Consider the following 25,706-nt stretch of genomic DNA (forward strand, 5'->3'; position numbering starts at 1 on the left):
CAAGGGCTCGCAGCCTACCTACGTCCACCTCCTGTCAGGAACTGTCCTGTTGGCTAGTGGACAGTCCATTTCGGCGGACGGTCGGTAAAGTCGGCCGCGGCCGAGATCCACTCATGACAGGAGAGCATCGATGGTTCACGCACGTCTGGAGCAGGACTGGACCGACCCGGCCGGCGTCGCGCACGCCGCGGGGGCGAGCGTCGACGTCGACGCCGCGACGCTGGCCGACCTGCAGGGCAAGGGCATCGTGGCCGGCGACGTCGAGGCGAAGGGCTGGATCGGACCCACCTCGACCGGTGGCGACGTCAAGGCGCAGGGCTGGATCGGCCCGACGTCGGAGCCGAAGCCGAAGCAGCCGAAGACCGACGGTTGGATCGGGCCCACGTCGGAGCCGGCGAACTGACCTGGCTGTTCTAACGAGGGCCCTCGGCGCGAGCCGGGGGCCCTTCGCTCATCGGTCGGGCATCCCGGCGCGGCGGCGCAGGGCGGCGACGTCGGTGACGACGATCCGCCGGCCCTCGGTGCGCAGCCAGCCACGGCTGGCGAACGAGCCGATCGCCTGGTTGACGCTCTGCCGCGAGCCGCCGGCCATCTCCGCGAGCTGGCTCTGGTTGAGCTCGATCGTGATCATCGGCGCCTGGCTCTCGCCGGCCAGCCGGACCAGCGTCTTGGCCACCCGACCGGGCAGGTCGAGGAAGACGTGGTCGGCGTTCTGCTCGGTGAGCCGGCGGATCAATGCGCCCAGCGAGCGCATGACGGCGTCGAGGATCCGTGGGTTGGAGTGCACGAGCTCCATGAACGCCGAACGCGAGAGCGCGAGCGCGGCGCAGTCCTCGATCGCCTCGGCGGAGGTCGACCGGGTCGACGCGTCGAGCAGCGACACCTCGCCGAGTGTGCCGGGTGGACGGACGACGGAGAGCACGGCCCGCTCGCCGGTCGGCGCGGTGACGAACACCGCGACGGCGCCCCGGCGCAGCACGATCAGCGACTCGCCCGGGTCGTTCTCGACGAAGAGAAGCTGGCCCTTGCGATAGGTGCGGGGCACGGCGGCGGCGATCACGCGCTGCCGCACTTCGGGCTCCAGGCCGGCGAACAACTCGACACCGGTCAGAGCGTCGCCAGGATCTGGCAGGCGACCCTCCACAGCCCGACCCCTCCCTAGGACACATCCCACTGACCGACCCTTTGGCCGGCAACACATCAGATCATGTCGTTCCTGTCGCGTGCTGTACACCCCTGAAATCGCTTCCGTGACAGTCCCGTGTTGTCCGTTCGGGCAGGCTGACTGCCAGACCCGCTGCTGGTGGGGGCCATACGGGGGAACGGCGGGCCCTCAGGGGGGCGCGGGGCGGACCGGTCGGAAGAGATCACTGGGGGGTGTCTCTTCCGGCCGTTCGCCCATTTCCCGGCGTGCGCACCCACCGGCAGCGGATAATCCCCACCCGTGGCAGACGACGAGGCCGCACTCTCGGCCCTGCGTGGCGGATGGCAGCACGTGCCCTGCCGCCTCGACCCGGTGTCGCTCGGCGGCACCGCGGCCACCGCCTGGGTGGCCAGCATCGCCGGCACGTGTCACCTGGTCACCCGGGTGGCGCTCGGCAAACGGCTGCGGCTGGAGGCGGGCCTGACCGCGGCCTGCCATCTCGCCGAGCGTGGGGTGGCCGCGGGCGAGCCGGTGCGCGCCCTGTCCGGCGCGCTGGTCGCCGAGCACGACGGCTGGGCGTACGCCCTGGTCCGTTGCCCGCCCGGCCGGCCGCTGTCGGCCGGCGACCCGCTCGACCAGCAGTGGTGGGGTGACGCCCTGGGCCGTCTGCACTCCGGAATGGACGGTTTCGCGCACGCCGGCCTGGCACCGTGGCACCGGGTCCGCCCGGACGCGCCGCATCTCGACGTGCGGCCGTGGCTGCGCGCGGCGGTCGGGGCCGCCTACGCCGCGCTGACCCGGCTGACCGTCACCGACCGGCTCACGTACGGGGTGCTGCACGGCCAGCCGAGGGCCACCGCGTTCCGGCTCGACCCGTCGACCGGCCGCACCGCGGTGGTCTGCTGGGGTCCGGCGGCCACCGGCCCGCTGGTCGCAGACCTGGCCTCGGCCGTCACGCACGCGGACGGTGCGGGCACCGAGGACCTGGTCGACGGGTACGCGGCGGCGGGTGCGGTGCACCGCGACGAGATCGAGTCCGCGCTGCCGGTGCTGCTCCGCTTCCACTGGGCGACCCGGGCCGACGCCGCCGCCCGCCGCCTGGTGTCCACCCCGGACGACGACGCGGCGCGGGCGACGCTGTCCGCCGCCCACGCCGCCCTCGCCGTTTAGGCCCCGCGCAGGTGTGCCAGCACCAACGGGTCGATCTTGCCCGGGACGATTCGCTCCTCGAGGTTCTCGACGCCGGCCCAACTGGCCAGGGCGTCGTCCAGCGAGGCGCCCTCGTGGCCGGCGGCGACCAGCCGGCCGCGCACCTCCGCGGCCAGCGCGCCGTCGAGGGCCAGCAGGGTGGCCGGGTCCGGCTTGCCGAACAGCAGCTCGTGCATGTCGAGCAGCCGGATCAGCTCGGGCACCGGCTCGGTGTGGTCGTCCACCCGCAGGTCGGCCACCACGTCGCTGGTGCCGCCGTAGCCCTGGCCGCGGGCGACCACGAGCAGCGCGGCGCTCTGCCGGCCGCGCTTGTCGCCGCCCGCCTCGTCGCCGGCGCGCAGCGCGGCCAGCAGCCGGCGGGCCAGCGGGGCGGCCGGGTCCGAGGCCAGCCAGGCGTCCCGCATCCGCTCCACCACCTCGGGGCCGACCAGGATGTTGCCCTGGATCGCGAACCCGTCGCCGGCCACGCCGCCGGCCCAGTCGTGGCAGTCGGCGCCGGTGTAGGTGGCCCCGTCGCCGGTGGGGCCGACCACGCCGACCTGGCGCTGTGCCCGCCCCTCGTCGGCGGCGGTCAGGCCCGCGACCACCCCGGCCGCGTCCACGCCGGTGCGCAGCAGGGCCAACCCCTGTGGCCGGTAGGCCAGGTTGGCGTAGGACTGCGTCGCGACGGCGCCGGTCTGTGCCTCGGCGGCCGGCACGGCGGAGCCGACCGCGAGAAACTTGCTGGCGACGGCGATGCCGTGGGAGTGCCCGTCGGCCGACCGTGCCACGATCGAAAACGTCATGACCGGGCACGGTAACGAATCTTCGTGCGGATGGGCCAGGATGGAACTCGATGACCTATCGCTACTTCTACGACTGTGAGTTCATCGAGGACGGCCGCACGGTCGACCTCGTCTCGATCGGCGTGGTCGACGAGCACGGCAGGGAGTTCTACGCCGTGTCGACCGAGTTCGACGACTCACGGGCCGTGCCCTGGGTGCGCCGCAACGTGCTCGACAAGCTTCCGTCGCCCAGCGACAAGGCCTGGCGATCACGCGAGCGGATCCGTGACGACCTCTACGAGTTCCTGGTCGCGCCCCTGCGCGGCAACGGCAGCAACGACACCCTCGAGCTGTGGGCCTGGTTCGCCGCGTACGACCACGTGGTGCTCGCCCAGCTCTGGGGCGCGATGCCGGCGTTGCCGCGGGTGATACCGCGGTACACCAAGGAGCTTCGGCAGCTTTGGGACGATCTGGGCAAACCGCCGCTGCCGCCGGCCGGGGCCGACCAGCACGACGCCCTCGCCGACGCCCGGCACAACCTGGCCAGGTGGAACGCCATGCGGACCCCCGGATAGTTCACCGACCGTTAGGTGGGTCGCGCTGGTCGCCGTTTTGACCGGCGACTACAGTGCGCAGTTGTGCGGCCCGCCCCGGGCCGGCAACGACGCCGATTATCGATCCTGGGGCTTTCTGGCCATGTGTGCCCCTTTGGGGCGAGGATCGCAATCAGGAGGATGAGCAGATCATGCGAATCGGCGTGCTTACCGGCGGCGGAGATTGTCCCGGTCTGAACGCGGTGATCCGGGCGGTCGTCCGCAAGGGCGTCTCCACCTACGGGCACGACTTCGTCGGCTTCCGTGACGGCTGGCGTGGTCCGCTCGAGGGCCTGACCATGCCGCTGGGCATCCCCGAGGTCCGCGGCATCCTGCCGCGCGGTGGCACCATCCTCGGCTCCTCCCGCACCAACCCGTTCAAGATCGAGAACGGCGTCGAGCAGATCAAGAGCAACCTGGGCGCGATGGGCGTCGACGCGCTGGTCGCGATCGGCGGCGAGGACACCCTCGGCGTCGCGACCAAGCTCGGTGAGCTCGGCGTGCACGTCGTCGGCGTGCCGAAGACGATCGACAACGACCTGAACGCGACCGACTACACGTTCGGCTTCGACACCGCGGTCAACATCGCGATGGAGGCCATCGACCGCCTGCACACCACTGCGGAGAGTCACCACCGCACGCTGGTCGTCGAGGTCATGGGCCGGCACGCCGGCTGGATCGCCCTGCACGCCGGCCTGGCCGGTGGCGCCAACGTGATCCTGCTCCCGGAGCGCAACTTCGACGTCGAGCAGGTCGCCGGCTACGTCGAGAAGCGCTTCCAGCACCAGTACGCGCCGATCGTCGTGGTCGCCGAGGGCGCGCAGCCGCTCGACGGCCAGATGGTGCTCCACAACCAGGAGCTCGACTCCTTCGGTCACGTCCGGCTCGGTGGTATCGGCCAGTGGTTGGCCGAGCAGCTCGAGGCGAAGACCGGCAAGGAGGCCCGCACGGTCGTCCTCGGTCACATCCAGCGCGGTGGCACCCCGACCGCGTTCGACCGGGTCCTCGCGACCCGCCTGGGCCTGCACGCGATCGACGCGGTCAACGACGGCGACTGGGGCAAGATGGTCGCCCTCCAGGGCACCGACGTGGTCCGCGTCCCGCTGGTCGAGGCGACCCGCGAGCTGAAGACCGTGCCGCTGGAGCGCTACACCGAGGCCGAGGTCTTCTTCGGCAGCTAGTCCACAAAGCGTGAGGGGGCGGGCAGCCATGACGAACAAGACGGTCGCCGTGATCGGCGCGGGCAAGATCGGTGAGCTGATGCTCTCCGGGCTGCTGCGCGCGGGATGGCCCGTCGACCGGCTGCTCGCCACCTCACGCCGCACGGAGCGCGCCGACGAACTGCGCCAGCGGTACGGCGTGCGGGTGGTCGACAACCTCACCGCGGTCGCCGAGGCCGACGTGCTGGCGATCTCGGTCAAGCCGCAGGACGCCGCCACCCTGCTCGCCGAGATCGGCCCGAAGGTGCCCGGCGACAAGCTGGTGATCTCGCTCTGCGCTGGCCTGCCGACCAGCTTCTTCGCCAAGCGGCTCCAGGACGGCGTGCCGATCGTCCGGGTGATGACCAACACCCCGGCACTGGTCGACGAGGCGATGACGGCGATCTCGGCCGGTCCGCACGTGACGGCCGCGCACCTGGCCCTCGCCGAGGAGATGTTCAAGCCGCTCGGCGCGACGATCCGGGTGCCCGAGTCGCAGCAGGACGCGGTGACCGCCCTGTCCGGCTCCGGCCCGGCGTACTTCTACCTGCTGGTCGAGGCGATGATCGACGCCGGCATCCTGCTCGGCCTGCCCCGGCAGGTGGCGCACGACCTGATCGTGCAGACCGCGATCGGCTCCGCGGTGATGCTCCGCGACTCCGGCGAGCACCCCGTCAAGCTGCGCGAGGCAGTCACGTCGCCGGCCGGCACGACCATCTCCGCGATCCGCGAGCTCGAGAACCACGGCGTCCGCGCGGCCCTGCTCGCGGCGCTCGAGGCGGCCCGCGACCGGGCCCGTGAACTGGCTGAACAGAACTCCTGAACACCCATTCGTGGTGATTCACTCACGCTGTCGAGACTTTCGCGCCGCCGGGCCAGGGCCTTACCTTCATTACAGATGGTGAAGCCCTGATTGCACGGAGGTACGACCATGCGACGTCTCGCCACCGTTGTCGCCGCCACCGCCGCGGCCCTCTGGATCTCCGCGCCCGCTTCCGCCTTCGCGCACGCCAACGTCGTCAACCCGTACCTGCACACCGCACTCGACGTGTTGACCGTCGGCGTCGTGACGGCTCCGCTGTGGACGGCCTACTTCTGGACCGGTCGCCGGCTCCCGCTGGTGGCGCTCATCGCGATCGTCCAGGTACCGGTGGCCGTGTTCGGATTCGTGCAGATCCCGAACCCGTTCTGGCACGCCGCCGCCCTGGTCGCCGCACTCACCCTGACCTTGTTCTCGCTCGTCACCGTGCGGCGGCTCGCCACCGCCCACGCGGGCACGGCCGTCGCGGCACCCGCCACCGCGCCGGCCGACTAGCCCGGGCCCGGGACCGGTGCCCCGCCCGGGGAACGCTGGAACCACGACCGGGGATTCGCGGTCCCTGGTGCCGACACGTGGTCTCAGTGGGGAGTGGGCACCGGCCCCAGGGTGGCCAACAGGTCGCGCACCGCGTCGACGGAGGGGCAGCCCCGGCGCGGTGCGCCCCACCCTTGTGGGCCCGCGTACGCGGTGAACCGGCAGTGCGGTTCGTCCACGTACCCCCAGGCCATGAAGATCTCGATGCCGGCGTAGCGGTAGACCCCGACGGACTCGGTCCGGGAGCCTTCCGCACGCCGGTGGAACGTCGCGGACAGGCCCGGCAGCACAGTCCCGTCGAGGTCGACGTCAGCCGCCTCCCGGTGCCGCTCGAAGTGCGTCAGATCGGGTAGCACGTCATGGTCAACGAGCCGGCGGCCTCACTGCCACTGCGTCGGTCCGTGGCCCTTTGTCCGGGGCAGTTCGGGCACTCGCGCGTCGACCGCGTAGACCACGACGTTGTCGCGGTAGGAGCGCTTGTCCCGGTCGAACTCGCCACCACAGGTGATCAGTCGTAGCTCGGCGCCGGGCGTGGCGCCGTACACCCGCGAGGTGGGGAACTTGTCCTTCGGGTAGTGGCCCGTGGCGACCACCCGGAACGGCAGCCACTGCCCACCGCGGCGCACCTCGATGGTGTCGCCGGGGCGCAGCTCGCGGAGCCGGAAGAAGACCGCCGGGCCACGGTACGAGTCGACGTGGCCGGCGATCACCGCCGGTCCGGGCTCGCCGGGCCGGGTGCCCTGCTCGTACCAGCCGGCCTTGGCGAAGTCGACCGGCGCTTCGAGCTCGCCCTTGCTGTCGAGGTCGAGGCCGACCAGCGCGGACCGGATGTCGACGCGCGGGATGCGGACCTCGGACGGCGGCGGCAGCGCGGCCAGCGGGTCGGCGACCACGGCCGCCTCGACGGGCCGGACGCAGCAGCCGAAGTGCCAGCGCGCGGTCGGTGGTGGTGCGGCCGAGTCGCCGACGGCCAGGCCGAGCGTGGTGCCGGCCGCGGCGCAGAGCGCGAGCGCCGTGACCGTGAGGCCGACGACGCCGAACCGGCCGGCGGGCACCGGCCAGCCCCCGCGGTGCCTGATGACCGCGGGGGACGACCGGTCGACTGTGCTCAACCAGACCTACCAGGTGCGGCGGGCGGCCCTGCGCCGGAGCCCGACCGCGGCCACCCCGACGACTCCGGCCAGTGCGACCAGGCCGAGACCGCCGACCAACGCGATCGTGCCCGTGCCGCTGGCCCCGCCGGCTCCGGTCTCCACGCCGCCGACCGGGGTGATCTCGCCGGCCTTGGCGTCGACCTTGAGGTCGGTGGTCAGCCCGTTCTTGCCGTCGAGCACCAGCAGCGAGTACGTGGTGCCGCCGGCGAGGCGGCACGTCGCCTTGGCGGCCGACCCGGCCTGCGGCTGGAGGTCGAGCGTCCAGTTGCCGGGCTTGACGTCGCGGTAGGCGCTCGTCGTGGCGAACTGGAGGCCCATGCCGACCTCCTGGCCACCGGTGGTCTTGATGTCGAGCGACGGCGCCTTCACCGAGGCCTGCAGCACGCGGATCTTGGCCTGGTCGGCCGGCGGCGCGCTGATGTCGTCGTCGATCACCGACAGGCCGAGCTCGGCGAAGCGGCCGGTGCCGGCGACGGTGTGCGCGCTGCCCTCGGTGACCTTGACGTCCTCGGTCAGCACCGGAGGCGACTTCGGGTCGGCGGCCACCTTGCGCATGGACACCGCGTAGGTGCCCGGCGGCACCGACAGGTAGTCGGACATGACGCCGTAGGCCACGGCGTCGAACTTGAGCCCCTTGACCTTGCCGGACAGGTCGTCGACGTAGACGTCGACAGGTGGGGTGTCGGGGGAGAGGTGGGCGAGGCGCACGTAGCCCACGCCGGCCTCGGCCGACGCGGGCACGGCGATCGCGGCGGACAGGCCGGCGCCGAATAGGACGGCGCCGGCGGCGGCGGTCAGCCGACGCAACGCGCGGGGGGCGGGACGCGCAGAGGTCATGACATCTCCTCCTGCTGACGAGAATCGCAGCACGCGAAACAGAGTCCCGTCAGTCGGACCGGACCGCAAGTCCTGAAAGGTGGAAAAATCTGACAATGCACGGATCATGTCCGGTCGGTCGACCGGGTGGGCCGAACGGCGTCCCCCGAGCGGATCTCGTGACTTGATCTCGCGAAAGGGACCGCCGCCCCGCCCGCCGTGCGGCATCTGTCATGTCTTCAGGGAAGCTGGCGCTCGATGGCCTCGACGAGCTCCGGCGCCTCCGGCTGGACCTGCGGGCCGAACCGCGCGGCGACCGTGCCGTCGGCCGCGACGAGGAACTTCTCGAAGTTCCACCGGACGTCGCCGCTGTGCCCGTCGGCGTCCGCGGTGTCCACCATGGCCGCGTAGAGCGGGTGTCGGTCGGCGCCGTTGACGTCGACCTTCGCGGTCAGCGGGAACGTGACGCCGTAGTTGACCGAGCAGAACTCGGCGATCTCCTCCGAGGTGCCGGGCTCCTGGCCGTTGAACTGGTTGCACGGCACGCCGAGCACGACCAGGCCGCGCTGCGCGTACGTGTCGTAGAGCCGCTGGAGGCCCTCGTACTGGGGGGTGAGGCCGCACTTCGATGCGACGTTGACGACGAGCACGGCCTTGCCCGCGTACTGCTTGAGGTCCGCGGACCCGCCGGTGAGGGCGGCTATATCGGTGTCGAGCACTGTCATGCCGTGAGGCTACTAGATCAACTTTGCCATCGAAACATGTACATCTTGACGAGGTGTTGAACCGCTGGGTAGCTTCTCATCATTATCTATTTGGAAACTTTCCTAATTAAAGGAGACGCCTTATGAGAACCTCGGTGCGCCGGGCCCTCTGGGCCGGCGTCGCGGCGGTGGTGGTCGCCGCCGCCGTGCCGGTCGCCTCCGCGTTCGGCGCCGGCACCGTCACCGCCACCTTCGCCGTGGCCTCCGACTGGGGCAGCGGGCACGAGGCGCGGGTGACCGTGGCCAACGGATCGTCGGCGGCGCTGTCGACCTGGCGGATCGAGTTCGACCTGCCGTCCGGCACCACGATCGGCAGCTTCTGGGACGCCGACGTGACCCGCAGCGGCAACCACTACGTCGCCGTGAAGAAGAGCTGGATGGGTCCGCTCAACCCCGGCGCCTCGGTGAGCTGGGGCTACAACGGCACGGGCGCCTACCGGGCGCCGCTCAACTGCACGATCAACGGCGCGTCCTGCTCCACCGGCACGACGCCGACCAACCCGCCGACGGGCAACCCCACGAACCCGCCGACCGGCAACCCGACCAACCCGCCCACCACCAACCCGCCGACGAACCCCCCGACGAACCCGCCGACCGGCGGCAAGAAGCTGATCGGCTACTTCGCCGACTGGGGCGTGTACGCCCGCAACTACCACGTCAAGAACATCCACACGAGCGGGTCGGCGGCCAAGCTGACGCACATCCTCTACGCGTTCGGCAACACCACGGGCGGGCGCTGCTCGATCGGCGACTCCTACGCCGACTACGAGAAGGCGTACACGGCCGCGGACAGCGTCGACGGCGTCGCGGACACCTGGGACCAGCCGCTGCGCGGCAACTTCAACCAGCTCCGCAAGCTCAAGCGGATGTACCCGAACCTCAAGGTGATCTACTCGATCGGCGGCTGGACCTGGTCGGGCGGCTTCACCCAGGCCGCGCAGAACCCGGCGGCGTTCGCCGAGTCCTGCTACCAGATGGTCGAGGACGCGCGCTGGGCCGACGTGTTCGACGGCATCGACATCGACTGGGAGTACCCGAACGCCTGCGGCCTCTCCTGTGACGCCAGCGGACCCAACGCGTTCAAGAACGTGATGGCCGCGCTGCGCTCGCGGTTCGGCTCGTCCGCGCTGGTCACCGCCGCGATCACGGCCGACGGCTCGAACGGCGGCAAGATCGACGCGACCGACTACGCCGGCGCGGCGAACTCGGTCAACTGGTTCATGCCGATGACGTACGACTACTTCGGCGCCTTCGCCCCGCAGGGCCCGACCGCCCCGCACTCGCCGCTGACCTCGTACACCGGGATCCCGCAAGCGGGCTTCAACTCCGACGCGGCGATCCAGAAGCTGAAGAGCAAGGGCATCCCGGCCAGCAAGCTGCTGCTCGGGGTCGGCTTCTACGGCCGCGGCTGGAGCGGGGTGACCCAGGAGGCGCCCGGTGGCACCGCGACCGGTCCGGCGACCGGCACGTACGAGGCGGGCATCGAGGACTACAAGGTGCTCAAGAACACCTGCCCGGCGAACCGGACGATCGGCGGGACGGCGTACGCCAAGTGCGGTAGCAACTGGTGGAGCTACGACACCCCGGCCACCATCGGCGGCAAGATGTCGTACGCGAACGGCCAGGGCCTGGCCGGCGGCTTCTTCTGGGAGCTGTCCGGCGACACCGCCAACGGCGAGCTGATCTCGGCGATGAAGAACGGCCTGGGGTAGCCACCTAGGTCAACGCAACACCCCACGGGGAGCGGAGGGTCGGTCGATGGCCCTCCGCTCTCTATTTCTGTGCGGGAGGATGTCCGGAGCGGGCGACCGGCGCCGACGTCCCGGGTGGAAGGCGCCAGCGGGGCGCCGCACACCGAGGAGACGACGATGAAATACATGATCATGCTGACCGGCTCGCAGCGCGACTTCGACATGATCACCGGAACCGGCGCGGACGGCACGGTCTGGACCGGAGAGGACCTCGCCGCCCTGCACGAGTTCATGACCAAGTGGAACAACGAGCTCGTCGAGTCCGGTGAGTTCGTCGACGGCCAGGGCCTGGCCGCGCCGGTGCACACCCGCCGGGTCTCGCTGCGCGACGGGGTGCCGGTGGTCACCGACGGCCCGTACGCGGAGACCCAGGAGGTGCTCGCCGGCTACACGATCGTCGAGTGCGCGAGCTTCGACCGGGCCACGGAGATCGCCGCCAAGCTGGCCGACACCCCGCACCCGTCGAGCGCGCAGCTCGCCAACGAGTGGTACGTCGACGTGCGGCCGATCGCCGGAGCGCCGGAGTTCGGCGACTGATGGCGCTGGCACCGGGGGAGGACCTGCTGCGCCAGCTCGCGCCGCAGGTCCTCGGTGCGGTCGTGCGCCGCTACGGCCACTTCGACACGGCCGAGGACGCGGTGCAGGAGGCGTTGCTGGCCGCCGCCCGCCAATGGCCGGCGCAGGGGGTGCCCGACAACCCGCGCGCCTGGCTGATCCGGGTCGCGGCCCGCCGCCTGACCGACCTGCTGCGCGCCGACCAGGCCCGCCGCGGCCGGGAGGACACGGTCGCGGCCTGGCCGGTCCCGGCGCCCGGCCCGGCCACCGACGACTCGCTCGTCCTGTTGTTCATGTGCTGCCACCCGTCACTGTCGCCGGCGTCGCAGATCGCGCTGACCCTGCGCGCGGTCGGCGGCCTCACCACGACGGAGGTGGCCCGGGCCTTCCTGGTGCCCGAGGACACGATGACCCGGCGGATCACCCGGGCCAAGAAGTCCATCAAGGACAGTGGTGTGCCGTTCGGCCTGCCGCCTTCCGCGGAACGGGCCATCCGGCTGGCCGCCGTGCTGCGGGTCCTCTACCTGGTCTTCAACGAGGGCTACGTCGGCACGACCGGCCCGACCCTGCAACGCGTCGAACTGTCCACGGAGGCGATCCGGTTGGCCCGGCTCGTGCGGCGGCTGCTGCCGGAGGACGCCGAGGTGACCGGCCTGCTCGCGTTGATGCTGCTGACCGACGCGCGCCGGGCCGCCCGCACCGCTCCGGACGGCACTCCCGTGCCGATGGACGAGCAGGACCGGCGGCGCTGGAACCGCGCCCAGATCACCGAGGGCGTGGCGCTGGTGTCGGAGGCACTGACCCGAGGCGACCCGGGCCCGTACCAGATCCAGGCCGCGATCGCCGCCGTGCACGACGAGGCGGCGCGGGCGCAGGACACCGACTGGCCCCAGATCATGCTGTTGTACGAGGTCCTGCTCGCGCAGGGCGACAACCCGATGGTGGCGCTGAACCACGCGGTCGCGGTGGCGATGGTCCGCGGACCCGAGGCCGGTCTGGCCCTGCTGGAACCGCTCGGCACCGACGACCGCCTGGCCGCCGACCACCGCTGGCACACGGCCCGCGCGCACCTGCTGGAGCTCTCGGGCGATCTCGCCGCCGCGCGCGCCGCCTATCTGTCCGCCGCGGCGAAGACCATGAGCCCACCCCAACAGCGCTACCTCCACACCCGAGCCGCCCGCCTGGCCTGACGGAATACGTTCGACATGATCGGCGTTGGCTCGTAGCGTGATGGTCATGTTCTTCAGCAGCCCCGTGCGGCCCGCAGGTCTTCACCTGCGTTGTGCCGCCGACGGCGCTGATCTCTGACCCTTTCCCGCAGCAGCAGAACCCGCGGGGAGGGGTTGGTCCCGGCCCGGTTCTGGCGCGGAGTCTTCTGTCATCACGGCCCCTTGAATGCGGCCCCGACGCGGGGTGGCGCCCGCCCGCGCACGTCAACGGCCCGTAGGGCCGAGGGTTCTCCATGCCGACTGACAGTCCAGGCATCGGTAGCAGCCCTGCCCTCCTTTCATCCAGTTCAGGAGGACTGAACCAATCATGGCGAAGAGCCAGTACCTACGCACCAAGCCACACCTCAACATCGGCACGATGGGGCATGTCGACCACGGCAAGACGACCCTGACCGCCGCGATCACCAAGGTCCTCGCCGAGGCCGACCCGGCAACCAACCGGTTCGTCGCCTTCGACGGGATCGACCGGGCTCCGGAGGAGACCGCGCGGGGCATCACCATCAACATCGCCCACGTCGAGTACGAGACCGCGACGCGGCACTACGCGCACGTGGACATGCCCGGCCACGCCGACTACGTGAAGAACATGATCACGGGGGCGGCGCAGGTGGACGGCGCGATCCTGGTCGTGTCCGCGCTCGACGGTGCGATGCCGCAGACCCGGGAGCACGTGCTGCTCGCCAGCCGGGTCGGGGTGCCGCACCTCGTGGTGGCGCTGAACAAGGCCGACGCGGTCGAGGACGCCGAACTGCTGGACCTGGTCGAGCTCGAGGTTCGGGAACTGCTGTCCGAGTACGGCTTCCCGGGCGACGAGCTGCCGGTCGTGCGGGTGTCCGCGCTGCGGGCGCTGGAGGGCGACCCGGTGTGGACGCGGTCCGTCGTGGACCTGCTCGACGCGGTCGACCGGTACGTGCCGGTGCCGCGCAGGGCCGTCGACGAGCCGTTCCTGATGCCGATCGAGAACACGCTCACGATCTCCGGCCGGGGCACGGTGGTGACCGGGGCGATCGAGCGCGGCACCCTGCGGGTCGGCGACCAGGTCGAGGTGATCGGTCTGGGCGACACGCTCCAGACGGTCGCGACCGGGCTCGAGACGTTCGGCAAATCGCTGGTCACGGCCGAGGCCGGTGACAACGCGGCGATCCTGCTCCGTGGGGTCAAACGCGACCAGGTGCAGCGCGGCCAGGTCGTGGCGGCGCCCGGTTCGGTCACGCCGCACCGCCGGTTCACCGCGCGGCTGCACGCGTTGACCGCGGCCGAGGGTGGGCGGCACACGCCGTTCCTCGCCAACTACCGGCCTCAGTTCTACTTCCGGACCACCGACGTGGCCGGGGCGATCGAGCTGGGGGAGGGGGTCACCATGGTCATGCCCGGTGACACGGTCGACCTGACCGTCGAGCTGAGCCGGCCGGTGGCCATGCACGTCGGGCTCGGCTTCGCCGTCCGCGAGGGCGGCCGGACGGTCGCGGCGGGCACGGTCACTCACATCTCATAAAACGAACGCTCGTTTAGTTTGGCCTTCTGGGGGCTTTGCCCCTAGAAGGCCATCCTAAAACGAGCGTTCATTCAGTTTAGGCCCCTCAGGGGGCCAAACGGAACGGCGGGTAGCGGTCGGTGGCCAGCGTGAACGCGTACGCGGTGACCCGGTTCTGCCAGCGCAGCAGCCCCTCCACATAGGCGAACAGCCCCCGCGGGTAGCGCCCCGTGAACAGGATCGCGAACCACGCGATGATCACCGCGACCACGCCGCCGATGTGCAGGAAGAACAGCACGATGTAGTGCGGTATCGCGAGGAGCCACTTGACGATCGGCAGGAAGCGGTTGAGCGTCCCGCCCGGGTAGTCGTAGTCCAGCCGCACCGACTGGTGGTCGTCCGTGGCCGGGTAGCGGTCGTCCATCAGTGCGAAGTAGACGGTGACCCGGTTGGCGAAGCGCTGGAGCTCCAGGTTCCAGTCGAACCACCAGCGCGGGTACTTCTTGCGGAACAGGATCATCAGCAGCGGCCCGAAGAACAGCACACCGCCGAAGCCGTACGCCACCGTCTCGGCGCTGTTGCCGTCGTCGCCGCCCCACTGGCCCCACTCGGCGCCTCCGCTGTAGACGGTGCCGAGCAGGATCACGATCGGTATCACCATGAACAGCCGGAAGAAGCTGGTCAGCCGGTTGAGCGGCCGGTCCGGATAGGCGACGGAGAAGTTCACCGGGTGCGGCTGCACCGCGTACGTCGGGTCGTTCGGTTGCATCGGCTCGTCCCCTTCGTACCCCGCGAAATATCCGTTATGTCCATCCTGCGGGGTCTGTGGGGCCCTGGGGCCGGAATCCCGAACGGCCGTCGATCCGGTACCGCTACGTCACAGGAATGTGTGCCAGACTCACGAACCGTGTTGTCCCCACGTCGTGTCCTGATCGTGGCGACCCTGGCTGTCGCCCTGGTCGCCCCGCTGGGTGGCTGCTCGGTCGCCAAGCAGATCGTCGGAGCTGATCCGAAGCCGGTCGACGAGAGCCCGCAGAAGGCCCGCGAAAAGGTGGAGGCCTACCTGGCCGCGATGGGCAAGCGGGACGCGGCCGCCGGTCGCAAGGAGCTCTGCCCCACGTTGGCCGGCACGTTCGACAAGACCGCCACGGGCGACGGCGGCGACTTCAACAAGAAGACCAAGGTCTCCGGCGGGATCGTGACCGACGTGCGGGCCGACGGCAACGGTCAGAAGGTGACGACCGCGATGCTGGTCACCCCGCCCGGCGGCAAGCCCACCCCGGTCGGGGTCGTTTTCCTCGTCACCAACATCGATACGGGCTGGTGCATCGCGGGTGAGGACCCGGCAGTGGTACTCCCGTCGATGCCCTCGTCGTCCAGCCCCACGCCTTCCCAGTGAGCGGACAGCCGTAGTCTTGCGGGCATGCGCCAAGAGTGGCATCAGTTGAGCTATCCCGGGGTGGCCGGCCTCGGTCCGCAGACCTCCCGACCGACCGCCGACTCCGCCGAAGACCAGGCACTGGGCCTCGATCGGTGGCGTGACCTACCCCGCGACCAGATGCCGCCGTGGCCCGACCCGAAGGTCGTCGCCGAGGTCTGCCAGGTCCTCGACAACGTGCCGTCGGTGGTGGCCCCCTACGAGGTCGACCAGCTCCGCGAGCGGCTCGCGCAGGTCTGCGAGGGCCAGGCGTTCCTGCTCCAGGGCGGCGACTGCGCCGAGACCTTCGTCGACAACACCGAGAGCCACCTGCTGGCCAACGCCCGCACGCTGCTGCAGATGGCGGTCGTGCTGACCTACGGCGCCTCCCTGCCGGTGGTCAAGGTGGCCCGGGTCGCCGGGCAGTACACGAAGCCCCGCTCGTCGGCGACCGACGCGCTCGGCCTGCCCGCCTACCGCGGCGACATGATCAACTCGCTGGAGACGACGCCGGGCGCCCGCGTGGCCGACCCGCAGCGGATGATCCGGGCGTACGCCAACTCGGCCGCCGCGATGAACATGCTGCGCGCCTACCTCTCCGGCGGGCTGGCCGACCTGCACGCCGTGCACGACTGGAACAAGGGCTTCGTCCGCGACTCGCCGGCCGGTGAGCGTTACGAGGCGATCGCCCGTGAGATCGACCGGGCGCTGGCGTTCATCCGGGCCTGCGGCATGACCGACGACGAGGCGCTGCGCACCGTCACCCTCTACTGCTCCCACGAGGCGCTGGCGTTGGAATACGACCGGGCGTTGACCCGGGTCTCCGACAGCAAGGCGTACGGGCTGTCCGGGCACTTCCTGTGGATCGGCGAGCGGACCCGGCGGATCGACGGCGCGCACGTCGACTTCCTGTCGCGGCTGGTCAACCCGATCGGCGTCAAGCTCGGCCCGAGCACCAGTCCCGAGCAGGCGATCGAGCTGTGCGAGAAGCTCAACCCGGACAACGTGCCGGGCCGGCTCACCCTGGTCGCCCGGATGGGCAATCATCGGGTACGCGACGCGCTCGCCCCGATCGTCGAGAAGGTCACCGCCGCCGGGGCCAAGGTGGTCTGGCAGTGCGACCCGATGCACGGCAACACCCACGAGTCGTCCAACGGCTACAAGACCCGCCACTTCGACCGGATCGTCGACGAGGTGCTGGGCTACTTCGAGGTGCACCGCGGGCTGGGCACCCACCCCGGTGGCCTGCACGTCGAGCTGACCGGCGAAGACGTGACCGAATGCCTGGGTGGCGCCCAGGGCATCGAAGACCTTGACCTGCCCGGCCGGTACGAAACGGCGTGTGACCCACGGCTGAACACCCAGCAGTCGCTGGAGTTGGCCTTCCTCGTTGCGGAGATGCTGCGTGGCTGAGTTCGTGGACCTGCGGTCCGACACCGTCACCCAACCGTCCGCGGGCATGCGCGCCGCGATGGCGTCCGCCCTGGTCGGCGACGACGTCTACGGTGAGGACCCGACGGTCAACGCCCTCGAGGCGTCGGTCGCCGCGTTGTTCGGGCACGAGGCGGCGCTGTTCGCGCCGACCGGCTCGATGGCCAACCAGATCGCCATCCAACTCTCCGTGCCGCCGGGCGAGGAGCTCCTCTGCGACGGCGACGCGCACGTGGTGACGTACGAGATCGGCGCGGCGGCCGCGATCGGCGGCGTGTCCACCCGCACCTGGACGCCGGTCGGCGGTGACATCGACCCGGACGTGGTGATCGACATGATCCGCCCCGCCGGCTACCACGCGGTGCCGACCCGGGCGATCGCGGTCGAGCAGACCCACAACCGGGGCGGCGGTGGGGTCATCCCGCTGTCCACGTTGGAGACGCTGCGGGCCGCCTCTTCCGCGGCCGGGGTCGCGCTGCACTGTGACGGTGCCCGGATCTGGCACGCGCACGTGGCCGACGGGGTTCCGCTGCGCACCTACGGCGCGCTCTTCGACACCCTGTCGGTCTGCCTCTCCAAGGGCCTGGGTGCCCCGGTCGGCTCACTGGTCGTCGGCTCCGCCGAGAAGATCGAGCGCGCCCGGGTGATCCGCAAGCGGATGGGTGGCGGCATGCGCCAGGCGGGGGTGCTGGCCGCGGCCGGCGCGTACGCGCTGGAGCACAACATCGACCGGCTCGCGCAGGACCACGCGAAGGCGGCCCGGCTGGCCGAGGCGCTGGCCCCGTTCGGCGTGGTGGCCGGTGCCGTGCGCACCAACCTCGTCCCGCTCGACCTGCGCAAGTCGCCGCTCGACGCGCACACCCTCGCGGCGGCCGCCCGCGAGCGCGGCGTGCTGGTCTCGGTGCTCGGCCCGAACGTCGCCCGGCTGGTCACCCACTTCGATGTCGACGACGCCGCGATCGACCGGGCCGTCGATGTCCTGCCAAAGATCTTTCGCGATTGACAGTTTCGCGTGCTTTGCTGAGTAGTTGACGTCCGGTTCCTTCCGGGGGCCGGCGTCGGCTCAGCGAAGCGGGGGTTGGCATGGCCAACACCGGCCTGTGGCGGTGGTCCGCCTGGGCCTTTCTGGCGGTCGCGGGCGGATTGGTGCTCGCGACGCTGGCGGGGGCTGCCCCCGTACTGAGCGTGGTGGCCGCGGTGGCCGCCTTCGTGGTGGCGGGGGTCGTCCTGGTCGTCCGCCGACCGCCCCGGGTGACCGCGTGGACCTCGCTGACCGTCGCGTCCGGATCGGTGGCCTTCTCCCGGGTCTACGGCGCGGTGACCGGCCCGTCGATGACCGGCGGTCGCGGCGGGCTGGCGGGCGGGGACATCCGTGCCCTGGTTCTCTACCCGGCCCTCGTGATCGGGTTGGTCCTGCTCGGCGGGACCGGCACCGCCGCCGACCTGACCGACAGCCTCGACGCCTCCGTGGTCACCCTCGGGGTGTTCGTGCTGCTGTGGCTGTTTCTGTTGCACGGCCAGGTCGTTCCGACCGGCAGCCGGCTCGCGGTGTCCGCGCTGCGTCCGGTCGCGATCGCGGTCGTCCTCGGCGCACTGGTCCGGCTGCTGTTCGTCATCCGGCCCCGGGCTCCCGCGATCAGGCTCGTGGTGGTCGGGATCGTTCTGGCGCTCGTCGGCGCGATCGGGCTGGTGGCCCGGCAGGCCGGCTACGACGTGGACGGCCGGCTCTTCGGCGGTGGGATCTTCGCCGTCGGGTTCGCCATCCTGATCGCCACCGCCCTGCTGCATCCCTCCTCCGCCGCGGTGCCGGAGCGCCGTGGCGAGGGCCGTCCGAGCGCCCGGCTCAGCCGGGGTCGGGCGACGCTGTTCATCGTGCTGACCCTGCTCGGCCCGCTGGCGTGGGTGACCGCCGTCGCCTTCGGCCAGTTCGACCCCGGCTCGCCGGAGGACTTCGGGCCGCCGGTGCTGGCCGCCGCGTTGATCGCGCTGCTGCTCCTCTGGCGGCTGTCGCTGCTGGCCCGCGTAGCGGACCGGCGCGCCGACGAGCTCGGGGTGGTGGTCGGTGAGCTGCGTGGGCTCCAGGCGGAGCTGGCCTACCGCGCGTCACACGACCCGCTGACCGGCCTGTCCAACCGGTCGGTGCTCATGGAACGGCTGACCTCCCTCCCGCCACGGCGGCCGCACGCGCTGCTGCTGGTCGACCTCGACGGGTTCAAGGAGATCAACGACTCGCTCGGCCATCCCACCGGCGACGAGCTGCTGGTGTCGGTCGGCCGCCGCCTGACGGAGCTGGCACCGCCCGGCGCCACCCTGGTCCGGCTCGGCGGTGACGAGTTCGCACTGCTGCTGCCGGGCACGGCGGAGGCCGGTGGCCTGGCCGTCGGAGGCACGATCTGCGCCCGGTTGCGGTTGCCCTATCCGTCCACGCAGGGCGAGCTGGTCGTCAGCGCGAGCGTCGGGGTGACGGCCGGGCCGCTGGCCGCGCGCTCCCCGGCCGACCTGCTGCGCGAGGCCGATCTGGCGCTGTACGCGGCCAAGGCGGCCGGCAAGGACCGGGCGGCGGCGTACCGGCCGGATCTGGCGCCGCCGGGCCTAGGTTTCGGGGTCCAGCGTCGCCAGTAGGTCCGTGCCTCGCTGAGTGAGGCGATAGACGACGGCCCGGCCGACCCGGCCGCCGGCCACCACTCCGGCGTCGCGGAGCACGGACAGGTGCGTGCTCACCGTGCCCAACGACACGTCCAGGGTGTACGCGAGCTGCGTGCTCGTCGCCTCCCGGCGCAATTCACGGACCACCCGGGCGCGGCCCGGCCCCAGCAGCGCGCCGAGCGGATCCCCGGCCGGGCCGGCCACCTCCGCCGCCGGGCCGCGGGCCGGATAGACCAGCGCGTACAGGGGCGGACGCTCGCAGGTCCAGGAGCCGACGCCGGCGGTCTTCGGCACGAACACCAGGCCCTCGTCGGTGATCCAGCGGTCGGGGTAGTCCTGCTCGCTGAACCGGATCGCGTCGTCACCGACCCAGACGGAGTGCCGGGTCATGTTCCGGACCGCCTCCTTCCAGCCGTACGCGGCGAGCAGACCGGCGCGGTGCATGATGTCTCGCTCCAGTAGCGCGCGGCGGCGGGGCCAGTCCGGCGCGACGTGCCGCCGCCAGCCCTCGGCCAGCACGGCGGCGGTCCTGCGCCCGAGGTCGTCTCCGCGGAGCCAGCCGGTGTTCTGTGGCTCCCAGCTCGCGGCGACCGACGTCGCGACCGTCTTTCGGATCTCCTCGTCGGTGAACGTGGCGACGCTGTCGAGCTCGTCGCTGAGTCGCGTCTTGGTGCCACCGGTGGGCGGGACGGCGACCATGTCGGGCAGCCACTTGGTGGCCGAGACCAGCGCGAGCAGGCCGGCGGCGAACGGGTCGCCGGCCAGCCATTCGTGGAAACCGGGACGGTGCGCGGTGTGCCAGCTCTTCAGCCATGGCTCCGGCGCCGGCCGGTGCAGCGCGATCAGCGAGCCCAGCGTCTCGGCGAGCGGGGACAGCGCGAACCGGCAGCGGGCCAGCGCGGTGGGGGACAGTCTCAGCAGAGTCATCGTTACGCCTTTCGCCGCAAGGTTAGCGGCCGGCCCGGCGCGGCCGGAATGCTCCCGTGGTGCTGTTCACCCCTTCCTTCCGCGCCTTCTACCTAGGCCGCCTGGTGTCGCTCGCCGGCGGCGCGATGACCCCGATCGCGCTCGCCTTCGCCGTGCTCGACGCCAGCGGTCGGCCCTCCGACCTCGGCATCGTGCTGGCCTGCCAGTTGGTGCCGCACCTGGCCCTGCTGCTGGTCGGCGGCGTCGTCGCGGACCGGCTGCCCCGCCGCGCCGTTCTCGTCGTGGCCAACCTGGGCGCGGGCCTGACCCAGGGCGGGATCGCGCTCGTGCTGATCACCGGCGGCTACCGGCTCTGGTTGGTGGCGGGGCTGGCGCTGCTGGCCGGTGGGTTGGAGGCGTTCACGTCGCCCGCGTTGCGCGGCATCGTGCCGGAGCTGGTCGGCTCCGACCAGCTGCAACGGGCCAACTCGTTGTTGTCGGCGACCCGCAGCGCGGTGCTGATCGTCGGCCCTACGGTCGCGGGCCTGGTGGTGGTCGCGGCCGGGGGCGGCTGGGCGATCGCCGTCGACGCGGTCAGCTTCGTCGCGGCGGCCGCCTTCCTGTCGCGGCTGCCCCGGGTCGCACCGGCGCCGGCGGCCGGGGCCGGACTGCTGCACGACATCCGCGACGGCTGGCGGGTGTTCGTCGCGATCCCGTGGGTGTGGCCGGTCGCGCTCGCGTACGCGGTGATCAACCTGGTCAACGTCGGTCCCTGGCAGATCCTCGGGCCTTCGCTGACCCAGCAGCGCTCCGGCGAGGCCGCCTGGGGCATGGTGCTCAGCGTGCGGGCCGTCGGGCTGCTGGTGATGAGTGCCGTGATGTACAAGCTGGCGCTGCGCCGCCCGCTGCGCTTCGGCCGGCTGGCCGGCGCGCTCGGCGCCTGCTCGCTGCTGGCGCTGGGGCTCGGCCTGCACCCGGTCGCCCTGGCTGCCTGCGCGTTCCTCGGCGGGGTGGGCTTCGCCGCGTCGGGGATCACCTGGGAGAGCGCGGTGCAGCAGCATGTGCCGTCGGCCCACCTCGGCCGGGTCTCGTCGATCGACGACCTGCTGTCGTTCGCGGCGATCCCGGCCGGTCAGCTCCTGGTCGGCCCGGCCGCGGCCGCCTGGGGCGGGGCGAAGGTGGCGCTCTGCTGCGGTGTGGCGTTCGTGGTGGCGGCGCTGGCGCCGCTGGGCGTACGGGCGGTCCGCACGTTGGCGGCGACCTGAGCGCGCCCGTTACGGCATCAGGTCGCGGAGGGTGGCGATGTCCGTCGCGTGGCCCTCGTGGGCCTTGCCGGACGGGGTCTCGACGATGACCGGAAGGCCCTCGGTCGACGGGTGCCGGAGCAGCTCAGCGAAGGCCGCGGTGCCGATCGTGCCCTTGCCGATCGTCTCGTGCCGGTCCCGCAGCGAGCCGCAGGTGTCCTTCGAGTCGTTGGCGTGCAGCAGCTTGAGCCGGCCGGCACCGACCGTCGCGGTCAGCAGGTCCAGCGTCGCCGTCATCCCGCCGGGCGCGGCCAGGTCGTGGCCCGCCGCCCAGGCGTGGCAGGTGTCGAAGCACACCCCGAGGCGGGGGTGCTGGTCGACGGCGTCGAAGTACTCCGCCAGGTGCTCGACCCGTGACGCCAGCGACCGGCCGCCACCGGCGCTCGGCTCGACCAGCAGCAGCGGTCCGTCCTGGTCGAGCAGCGGCAGCAACGCCTCGCGGACCTGCTTGAGCGCGGCGTCGTAGTGCGCCGGGTCCACCGAGCTGCCGGCGTGGAAGACCACCGCGCGGGCACCGATCGCCGCGCCCCGGGTCAGCGCGTGCGCCAGCGTCGCCGTGGAACGCTCGACCGTCTCCGGCGTGGGTGAGCCGAGGTTGACCAGCAGCGACGCGTGCACGTAGACCGGCACGCCGCGCTCCTCGCAGCCGGCCCGGAACAGCGCGTCCTGGTCCGGGTTGCCGGGCGGCAGCGCCCAACCGCGCGAGTTGGACACGTAGACCTGGGCGGCCTCGGAGCCGGCCGCGTCGAGGTAGGGCAGCGCGGTCTTCGCGATGCCCCCACCCGTCGGCGTGTGCGAGCCGATCACTGACAAAAGAGGACGACCTGGCTCTGCGGTTCGACCGGCGTGTTCTCGTTCGGCTGTTGCGCGAACACCGTGCCGTTGGGGTTGAGCTGCGGGTTGGGCGTCAGGCCCATCCCTTGCACCTGCTGCACCGCCTGCTGGCAGGGCAGGCCGATCAGCCGGGGCACGACCACCTGCGGCGGGCCCTCGCTGACCTCCAGCTCGATCTTCGCGCCCGGCTCGACCCCGGCGCCGTCGCTGGGCGTCTGCTTGGTGACGGTGTCGCGAGGCTGGTCGGATTTCTTGTACGAGATCAGCGGTTCCAGGCCGAGCGCAATCAGCTCGTTGCGGGCGTCGTTGAGGTTCTTGCCTACCACGCGCGGCACCGACAGCGGCGCCGTGCCCTTGCTGACGAACACGGTGACCTTGTCGCCGGGCTTGGTCTCGGTGTCCGCCGCCGGGTCGGTCGCGACCACGGTGCCCTTGGGCAGGTTGTCGTCGTAGCGGTCGGGGCCCTTGACGATCTGGAGCTTGCGCTCCTCGAGCTCGGCGGTGGCCAGTTGGAGCGTCATGCCGGCCACGTCCGGGACGGTGTAGCGCTCGGCGCCCAGCGAGAGCACCAGGGTGATCGTGCCGCCCTTGAGGATCCGGCCGGCCGCCGCGGGTTGCTGGCTGAGCACGACGTCCTTGTCGACCTTCTCGTCGAACTGGGCCTCGCCGTAGGCGATCGTGAAGCCGCCCCGCGTCGCTTGCTGCTCGGCGGCGGCCTTGGTCATCGAGGCGAGCTGCGGGGCGACCGTGTAGCGGCCCATGCCCCACCACCAGCCGCTGATCGCGAAGACGAGGCCGAGCACCACGATCGAGGCGGCCACCGCCATCCGGCCGCGCGGGTTCGCCATCACCGTGCGGTAGCGCTCGCCGAGCTTCGACCGCAGGCCCGGGGCGCTGTCGTCGTCGTAGTCGTCGTACGCGGGCTCGGGTGCCCGGCGCCGGCCGCTGGGCGGCGGCTCGGCCTGGCCGGGCAGGCGCGACCAGGTGGGCCGCGCCGGCTCCGCGGTGGGCGCGGTGACCCGGGGGATCGTCACGGTACGCGCGGACACCTGCCGCAGCACGGCGGTGTTGGCGTTGGCCGTGCCGAGGTCGTCGCGGGCGGTCTGCACCTCGGAGAGGAACGCGCCGGCGTCGGTCGGCCGGCCCTGCGGGTCACGCCGGGTGGCCCGGGCGACCAGCTCGTCGACGACCGCAGGGATGCCCGGCACGAGCGTCGAGGGCGCCGGGACGTCGCGGTCGACGTGCTGCCAGGCGACCTCGACCGGCTGGGCGCCGTCGTACGGGACCCGGCCGGTGAGCATCTCGAACAGCACGATGCCGGCGGAGTAGACGTCGCTGCGCGGGTCGGCGCGGCCGTCGGTGACGAGCTCCGGCGCGACGTAGGCCACGGTCGCCATCAACTGGCCGCCGTCGCCGTCGGTGGCGCTGGCCTCGACGGCGCGGGCCAGGCCGAAGTCGGCCACCTTGACCACGCTGTCGATCAGGTTGCCCGGCCCGCCGCTGGGTGCCTCGGCGACGAGCACGTTCTCCGGCTTGACGTCACGGTGCACCAGGCCGGCGCGGTGGGCGGCGGAGATCGCGGCGAGCATCTGCTCGAGGATCGCCAGCGCCTCGCCCGGGTTGAGCCGTCGCCGCTGGGCCAGCACCTCGCGCAGGGTGTGGCCGCGCACGAACTCCATGACAAGGTACGGAAGCCCGGCGTGGCGGCCCTGGTCGTAGACCGCGACCACGTTCGGGTGAGTGAGCCGGGCGATCGTCTTGGCCTCGTCGGTGAACCGTTCGAGGAACTCCGGATCGCGCGCCTGCGTCGGATGAATGATCTTCAGGGCGACCGTGCGCTCGAGGCGTTCGTCGGTCGCGGTGTAGACGGTGGCCATGCCGCCACGGGCCACCCGGCCACGGATGCGGTACCGCCCGTCGACCAGTGTGCCCAATAGCGAGTCAGCCACCTGGATGTCCATCGGCAGGCAGTCTATGTGCCCGCCCGGGCGGGGCGACACAGCCGTGCCGGCAAAGTCACCGGTAACCCCGCAATCAGGGGTTTTCGTCCTGGTCATGGCGGTGATGCCGGTGACGCTTCCGACCCTCGTCCGTGGGTTCGTCGTCCGGGCCGGACGCGCTCGGCGTCGGGCTGGGTGACGCGGACGGCTCTTCGGTCGGTTCGGGGGTCGGTGTCGGGCTGGGGCTCGGCGCCGGCGGGTCGACCTGTGGCGGGGCGTCGTCGGAGTCTTCGGGCACCGGTGCGCCCTTCGGCGGCACCGGCTCCGCGGCGGGTCCGTCGCCGCCCGGGACACCGTCGTGCGTATCCCATGAACCAGCGCCACCGGCCGAGGCCGCGCGGCCGGCCACGGTCAGTGGCCCACCCTGGCGTGCGATCCGCACGGTCCGCTCCGGCCGTGCCTCCGCCGCGGCGGCGGGGCGTTGGCCGGTGCCCTCGCCGACAGCCACGACGGACGCCGGCGTCTCGCCCTGGCCGGTGGTGTCCGTCGCCAGCAGCGCGCCCAGACCGTTGACGACCGCGAAGTAGGTGCCGACCGCACCGACCAGGCTGGCCAGGGCGAACCCGCCGGTGGCCCGCAGCCGGCGCGGTGGCCGGGCCTGCTCAGGGAAGATGAGCTCCGTGGTCTCTTCGCCGTCCTTGCGGCGCGACCGCGCCCGGGTCAGGTCGTACTGGACCGACCGCCACGCGCCCTCGAGCTCCTTGCGCACGCCCCGCCAGGTGGTCACGAGAGTTCCTTCCGAATGATCGGCCGGTACGGCCATACCCCGTACCGGGTGGTTCGGTGGTGTCACGCCATGTCGACGTGGCAATGTGAGCGGGTGACCGAAACCGTTCCCGCTCAGTGGCTGCCGTTGCCCGACGTGGCGGAGCGCCTCGAAGTGTCGATCAGCAAGGTGCACCAGATGGTCCGCGACGGCTCGCTGCTCGCGGTCCGCCGCGACGGCGTCCTCCGGGTGCCGGCCGAGCTGGTGGCGAATCGCACCGTGCTCAAGCACCTGCCTGGCGTCATCACGTTGCTGCACGACGCTGGGTACAACGACGAAGACTGCTTGCGGTGGCTCTACGCGCCCGACGAGACGTTGCCGGGCTATCCCGCGGCTGCCCTCGGCGGTGACAAGGCGACCGAGGTGAAGCGCCGAGCCCAGGCGTTGGGCTTCTAG

27 protein-coding genes are annotated in these 25,706 nt (G+C 71.7%); 16 read left to right on the plus strand and 11 right to left on the minus strand.

The window, feature by feature from the left end; genetic code table 11:
* Nucleotides 1–130 precede the first annotated feature (130 nt).
* The gene (locus BLV39_RS12525; protein WP_090790406.1) at nt 131–403 is read left to right on the plus strand and encodes a hypothetical protein; all 273 of its coding nucleotides are present in this window, start codon (nt 131–133) and stop codon (nt 401–403) included.
* Nucleotides 404–451: 48 nt separating this feature from the next.
* Here the strand turns inward: BLV39_RS12525 and BLV39_RS12530 are convergent, their stop codons facing one another.
* Nucleotides 452–1,144 carry a Crp/Fnr family transcriptional regulator gene (locus tag BLV39_RS12530; RefSeq protein WP_090790409.1) on the minus strand — a complete coding sequence of 231 codons (693 nt, stop codon included), beginning with the start codon at nt 1,142–1,144 and terminating at the stop codon, nt 452–454.
* Nucleotides 1,145–1,444: 300 nt separating this feature from the next.
* On the opposite strand from BLV39_RS12530, the gene BLV39_RS12535 reads away from it, so the two are divergent.
* Nucleotides 1,445–2,314 (plus strand): phosphotransferase enzyme family protein, encoded by an 870-nt coding sequence (locus BLV39_RS12535; RefSeq protein ID WP_090790411.1) that lies wholly within the window; start codon nt 1,445–1,447, stop codon nt 2,312–2,314.
* Here BLV39_RS12535 and BLV39_RS12540 read toward each other — a convergent pair.
* Nucleotides 2,311–3,138 (minus strand): DUF1028 domain-containing protein, encoded by an 828-nt coding sequence (locus BLV39_RS12540; protein ID WP_090790414.1) that lies wholly within the window; start codon nt 3,136–3,138, stop codon nt 2,311–2,313. The two genes, BLV39_RS12535 and BLV39_RS12540, sit on opposite strands and share 4 nt — an antisense overlap.
* Before the next feature lie 50 nt (nt 3,139–3,188).
* Between BLV39_RS12540 and BLV39_RS12545 the strand changes: the two genes are divergently transcribed.
* From BLV39_RS12545 to BLV39_RS12560, 4 genes are all read left to right on the plus strand, one after another.
* The gene (locus tag BLV39_RS12545; RefSeq protein WP_090790416.1) at nt 3,189–3,692 is read left to right on the plus strand and encodes a polyadenylate-specific 3'-exoribonuclease AS; all 504 of its coding nucleotides are present in this window, start codon (nt 3,189–3,191) and stop codon (nt 3,690–3,692) included.
* A 170-nt stretch (nt 3,693–3,862) separates the two neighbouring features.
* Nucleotides 3,863–4,891: a 6-phosphofructokinase gene (locus tag BLV39_RS12550; RefSeq protein ID WP_090790418.1), complete on the plus strand. Its 1,029-nt coding sequence runs from the start codon at nt 3,863–3,865 to the stop codon at nt 4,889–4,891.
* Nucleotides 4,892–4,919: 28 nt separating this feature from the next.
* Complete coding sequence (gene proC, locus BLV39_RS12555) at nt 4,920–5,732, plus strand: pyrroline-5-carboxylate reductase (RefSeq protein WP_090790421.1); 813 nt, start codon at nt 4,920–4,922, stop codon at nt 5,730–5,732.
* Nucleotides 5,733–5,840: 108 nt separating this feature from the next.
* Nucleotides 5,841–6,224 carry a hypothetical protein gene (locus BLV39_RS12560; protein WP_090790423.1) on the plus strand — a complete coding sequence of 128 codons (384 nt, stop codon included), beginning with the start codon at nt 5,841–5,843 and terminating at the stop codon, nt 6,222–6,224.
* 83 nt (nt 6,225–6,307) lie between these two features.
* Here BLV39_RS12560 and BLV39_RS12565 read toward each other — a convergent pair whose 3' ends face one another.
* The 4 genes from BLV39_RS12565 to BLV39_RS12580 form a co-directional block, all read right to left on the minus strand.
* Complete coding sequence (locus BLV39_RS12565) at nt 6,308–6,619, minus strand: hypothetical protein (RefSeq protein ID WP_090790425.1); 312 nt, start codon at nt 6,617–6,619, stop codon at nt 6,308–6,310.
* A 24-nt stretch (nt 6,620–6,643) separates the two neighbouring features.
* Nucleotides 6,644–7,375, minus strand: coding sequence for a class F sortase (locus BLV39_RS12570; protein WP_239083919.1), 732 nt, complete (start codon nt 7,373–7,375; stop codon nt 6,644–6,646).
* A gap of 6 nt (nt 7,376–7,381) precedes the next feature.
* Nucleotides 7,382–8,254: a DUF4397 domain-containing protein gene (locus BLV39_RS12575; RefSeq protein WP_176984873.1), complete on the minus strand. Its 873-nt coding sequence runs from the start codon at nt 8,252–8,254 to the stop codon at nt 7,382–7,384.
* A gap of 218 nt (nt 8,255–8,472) precedes the next feature.
* Nucleotides 8,473–8,958 carry a glutathione peroxidase gene (locus tag BLV39_RS12580; protein ID WP_090790429.1) on the minus strand — a complete coding sequence of 162 codons (486 nt, stop codon included), beginning with the start codon at nt 8,956–8,958 and terminating at the stop codon, nt 8,473–8,475.
* Nucleotides 8,959–9,080: 122 nt separating this feature from the next.
* On the opposite strand from BLV39_RS12580, the gene BLV39_RS12585 reads away from it, so the two are divergent.
* From BLV39_RS12585 to tuf, 4 genes are all read left to right on the plus strand, one after another.
* Nucleotides 9,081–10,709 carry a glycosyl hydrolase family 18 protein gene (locus tag BLV39_RS12585; protein WP_090790431.1) on the plus strand — a complete coding sequence of 543 codons (1,629 nt, stop codon included), beginning with the start codon at nt 9,081–9,083 and terminating at the stop codon, nt 10,707–10,709.
* Nucleotides 10,710–10,865: 156 nt separating this feature from the next.
* Nucleotides 10,866–11,285, plus strand: coding sequence for a YciI family protein (locus BLV39_RS12590; protein ID WP_090791450.1), 420 nt, complete (start codon nt 10,866–10,868; stop codon nt 11,283–11,285).
* Nucleotides 11,285–12,493, plus strand: a complete 1,209-nt coding sequence (locus tag BLV39_RS12595) for an RNA polymerase sigma factor (protein ID WP_090790434.1) — start codon at nt 11,285–11,287, stop codon at nt 12,491–12,493. Before BLV39_RS12590 ends, BLV39_RS12595 begins: the two co-directional genes overlap by 1 nt.
* Before the next feature lie 346 nt (nt 12,494–12,839).
* Nucleotides 12,840–14,027: an elongation factor Tu gene (gene tuf / locus BLV39_RS12600; protein ID WP_090790436.1), complete on the plus strand. Its 1,188-nt coding sequence runs from the start codon at nt 12,840–12,842 to the stop codon at nt 14,025–14,027.
* Nucleotides 14,028–14,112: 85 nt separating this feature from the next.
* On the opposite strand, the gene BLV39_RS12605 is transcribed toward tuf, so the two are convergent.
* Nucleotides 14,113–14,775, minus strand: a complete 663-nt coding sequence (locus BLV39_RS12605) for a DUF4389 domain-containing protein (protein ID WP_176984874.1) — start codon at nt 14,773–14,775, stop codon at nt 14,113–14,115.
* Nucleotides 14,776–14,940: 165 nt separating this feature from the next.
* On the opposite strand from BLV39_RS12605, the gene BLV39_RS12610 reads away from it, so the two are divergent.
* The 4 genes from BLV39_RS12610 to BLV39_RS12625 all read left to right on the plus strand — a co-directional run bounded on the left by BLV39_RS12610 (nt 14,941) and on the right by BLV39_RS12625 (nt 19,476).
* Nucleotides 14,941–15,405 carry a hypothetical protein gene (locus BLV39_RS12610; protein WP_090790438.1) on the plus strand — a complete coding sequence of 155 codons (465 nt, stop codon included), beginning with the start codon at nt 14,941–14,943 and terminating at the stop codon, nt 15,403–15,405.
* 24 nt (nt 15,406–15,429) lie between these two features.
* Nucleotides 15,430–16,836, plus strand: coding sequence for a class II 3-deoxy-7-phosphoheptulonate synthase (locus tag BLV39_RS12615; protein ID WP_090790440.1), 1,407 nt, complete (start codon nt 15,430–15,432; stop codon nt 16,834–16,836).
* On the plus strand, nt 16,829–17,857 hold the full coding sequence (locus BLV39_RS12620) for a threonine aldolase family protein (RefSeq protein ID WP_090790442.1): 1,029 nt from the start codon (nt 16,829–16,831) through the stop codon (nt 17,855–17,857). Before BLV39_RS12615 ends, BLV39_RS12620 begins: the two co-directional genes overlap by 8 nt.
* Nucleotides 17,858–17,937: 80 nt before the next feature.
* A complete protein-coding gene (locus BLV39_RS12625) occupies nt 17,938–19,476 on the plus strand; it encodes a GGDEF domain-containing protein (RefSeq protein WP_090790444.1) in 1,539 nt (512 codons plus the stop codon).
* Here the strand turns inward: BLV39_RS12625 and BLV39_RS12630 are convergent.
* Nucleotides 19,447–20,427 (minus strand): ArsR/SmtB family transcription factor, encoded by a 981-nt coding sequence (locus BLV39_RS12630; protein WP_090790446.1) that lies wholly within the window; start codon nt 20,425–20,427, stop codon nt 19,447–19,449. The genes BLV39_RS12625 and BLV39_RS12630 overlap by 30 nt on opposite strands.
* Before the next feature lie 59 nt (nt 20,428–20,486).
* Here BLV39_RS12630 and BLV39_RS12635 point away from each other — a divergent pair, with 59 nt between their 5' ends.
* Nucleotides 20,487–21,671, plus strand: a complete 1,185-nt coding sequence (locus BLV39_RS12635; RefSeq protein ID WP_239083918.1) for an MFS transporter — start codon at nt 20,487–20,489, stop codon at nt 21,669–21,671.
* Nucleotides 21,672–21,680: 9 nt separating this feature from the next.
* Here BLV39_RS12635 and BLV39_RS12640 read toward each other — a convergent pair whose 3' ends face one another.
* From BLV39_RS12640 to BLV39_RS12650, 3 genes are all read right to left on the minus strand, one after another.
* Nucleotides 21,681–22,514: a deoxyribonuclease IV gene (locus BLV39_RS12640; protein ID WP_090791454.1), complete on the minus strand. Its 834-nt coding sequence runs from the start codon at nt 22,512–22,514 to the stop codon at nt 21,681–21,683.
* Nucleotides 22,514–24,505 carry a Stk1 family PASTA domain-containing Ser/Thr kinase gene (gene pknB, locus BLV39_RS12645; RefSeq protein WP_090790450.1) on the minus strand — a complete coding sequence of 664 codons (1,992 nt, stop codon included), beginning with the start codon at nt 24,503–24,505 and terminating at the stop codon, nt 22,514–22,516. Before pknB ends, BLV39_RS12640 begins: the two co-directional genes overlap by 1 nt.
* Nucleotides 24,506–24,578: 73 nt before the next feature.
* Entirely contained in the window at nt 24,579–25,271 is a 693-nt protein-coding gene (locus BLV39_RS12650) for a hypothetical protein (protein WP_090790452.1), read from the minus strand.
* 69 nt (nt 25,272–25,340) lie between these two features.
* On the opposite strand from BLV39_RS12650, the gene BLV39_RS12655 reads away from it, so the two are divergent.
* Nucleotides 25,341–25,706: an Rv2175c family DNA-binding protein gene (locus tag BLV39_RS12655; protein ID WP_090790454.1), complete on the plus strand. Its 366-nt coding sequence runs from the start codon at nt 25,341–25,343 to the stop codon at nt 25,704–25,706.

This window comes from Asanoa ishikariensis, from assembly GCF_900107455.1.
Taxonomy (GTDB): Bacteria; Actinomycetota; Actinomycetes; order Mycobacteriales; family Micromonosporaceae; genus Asanoa; species Asanoa ishikariensis.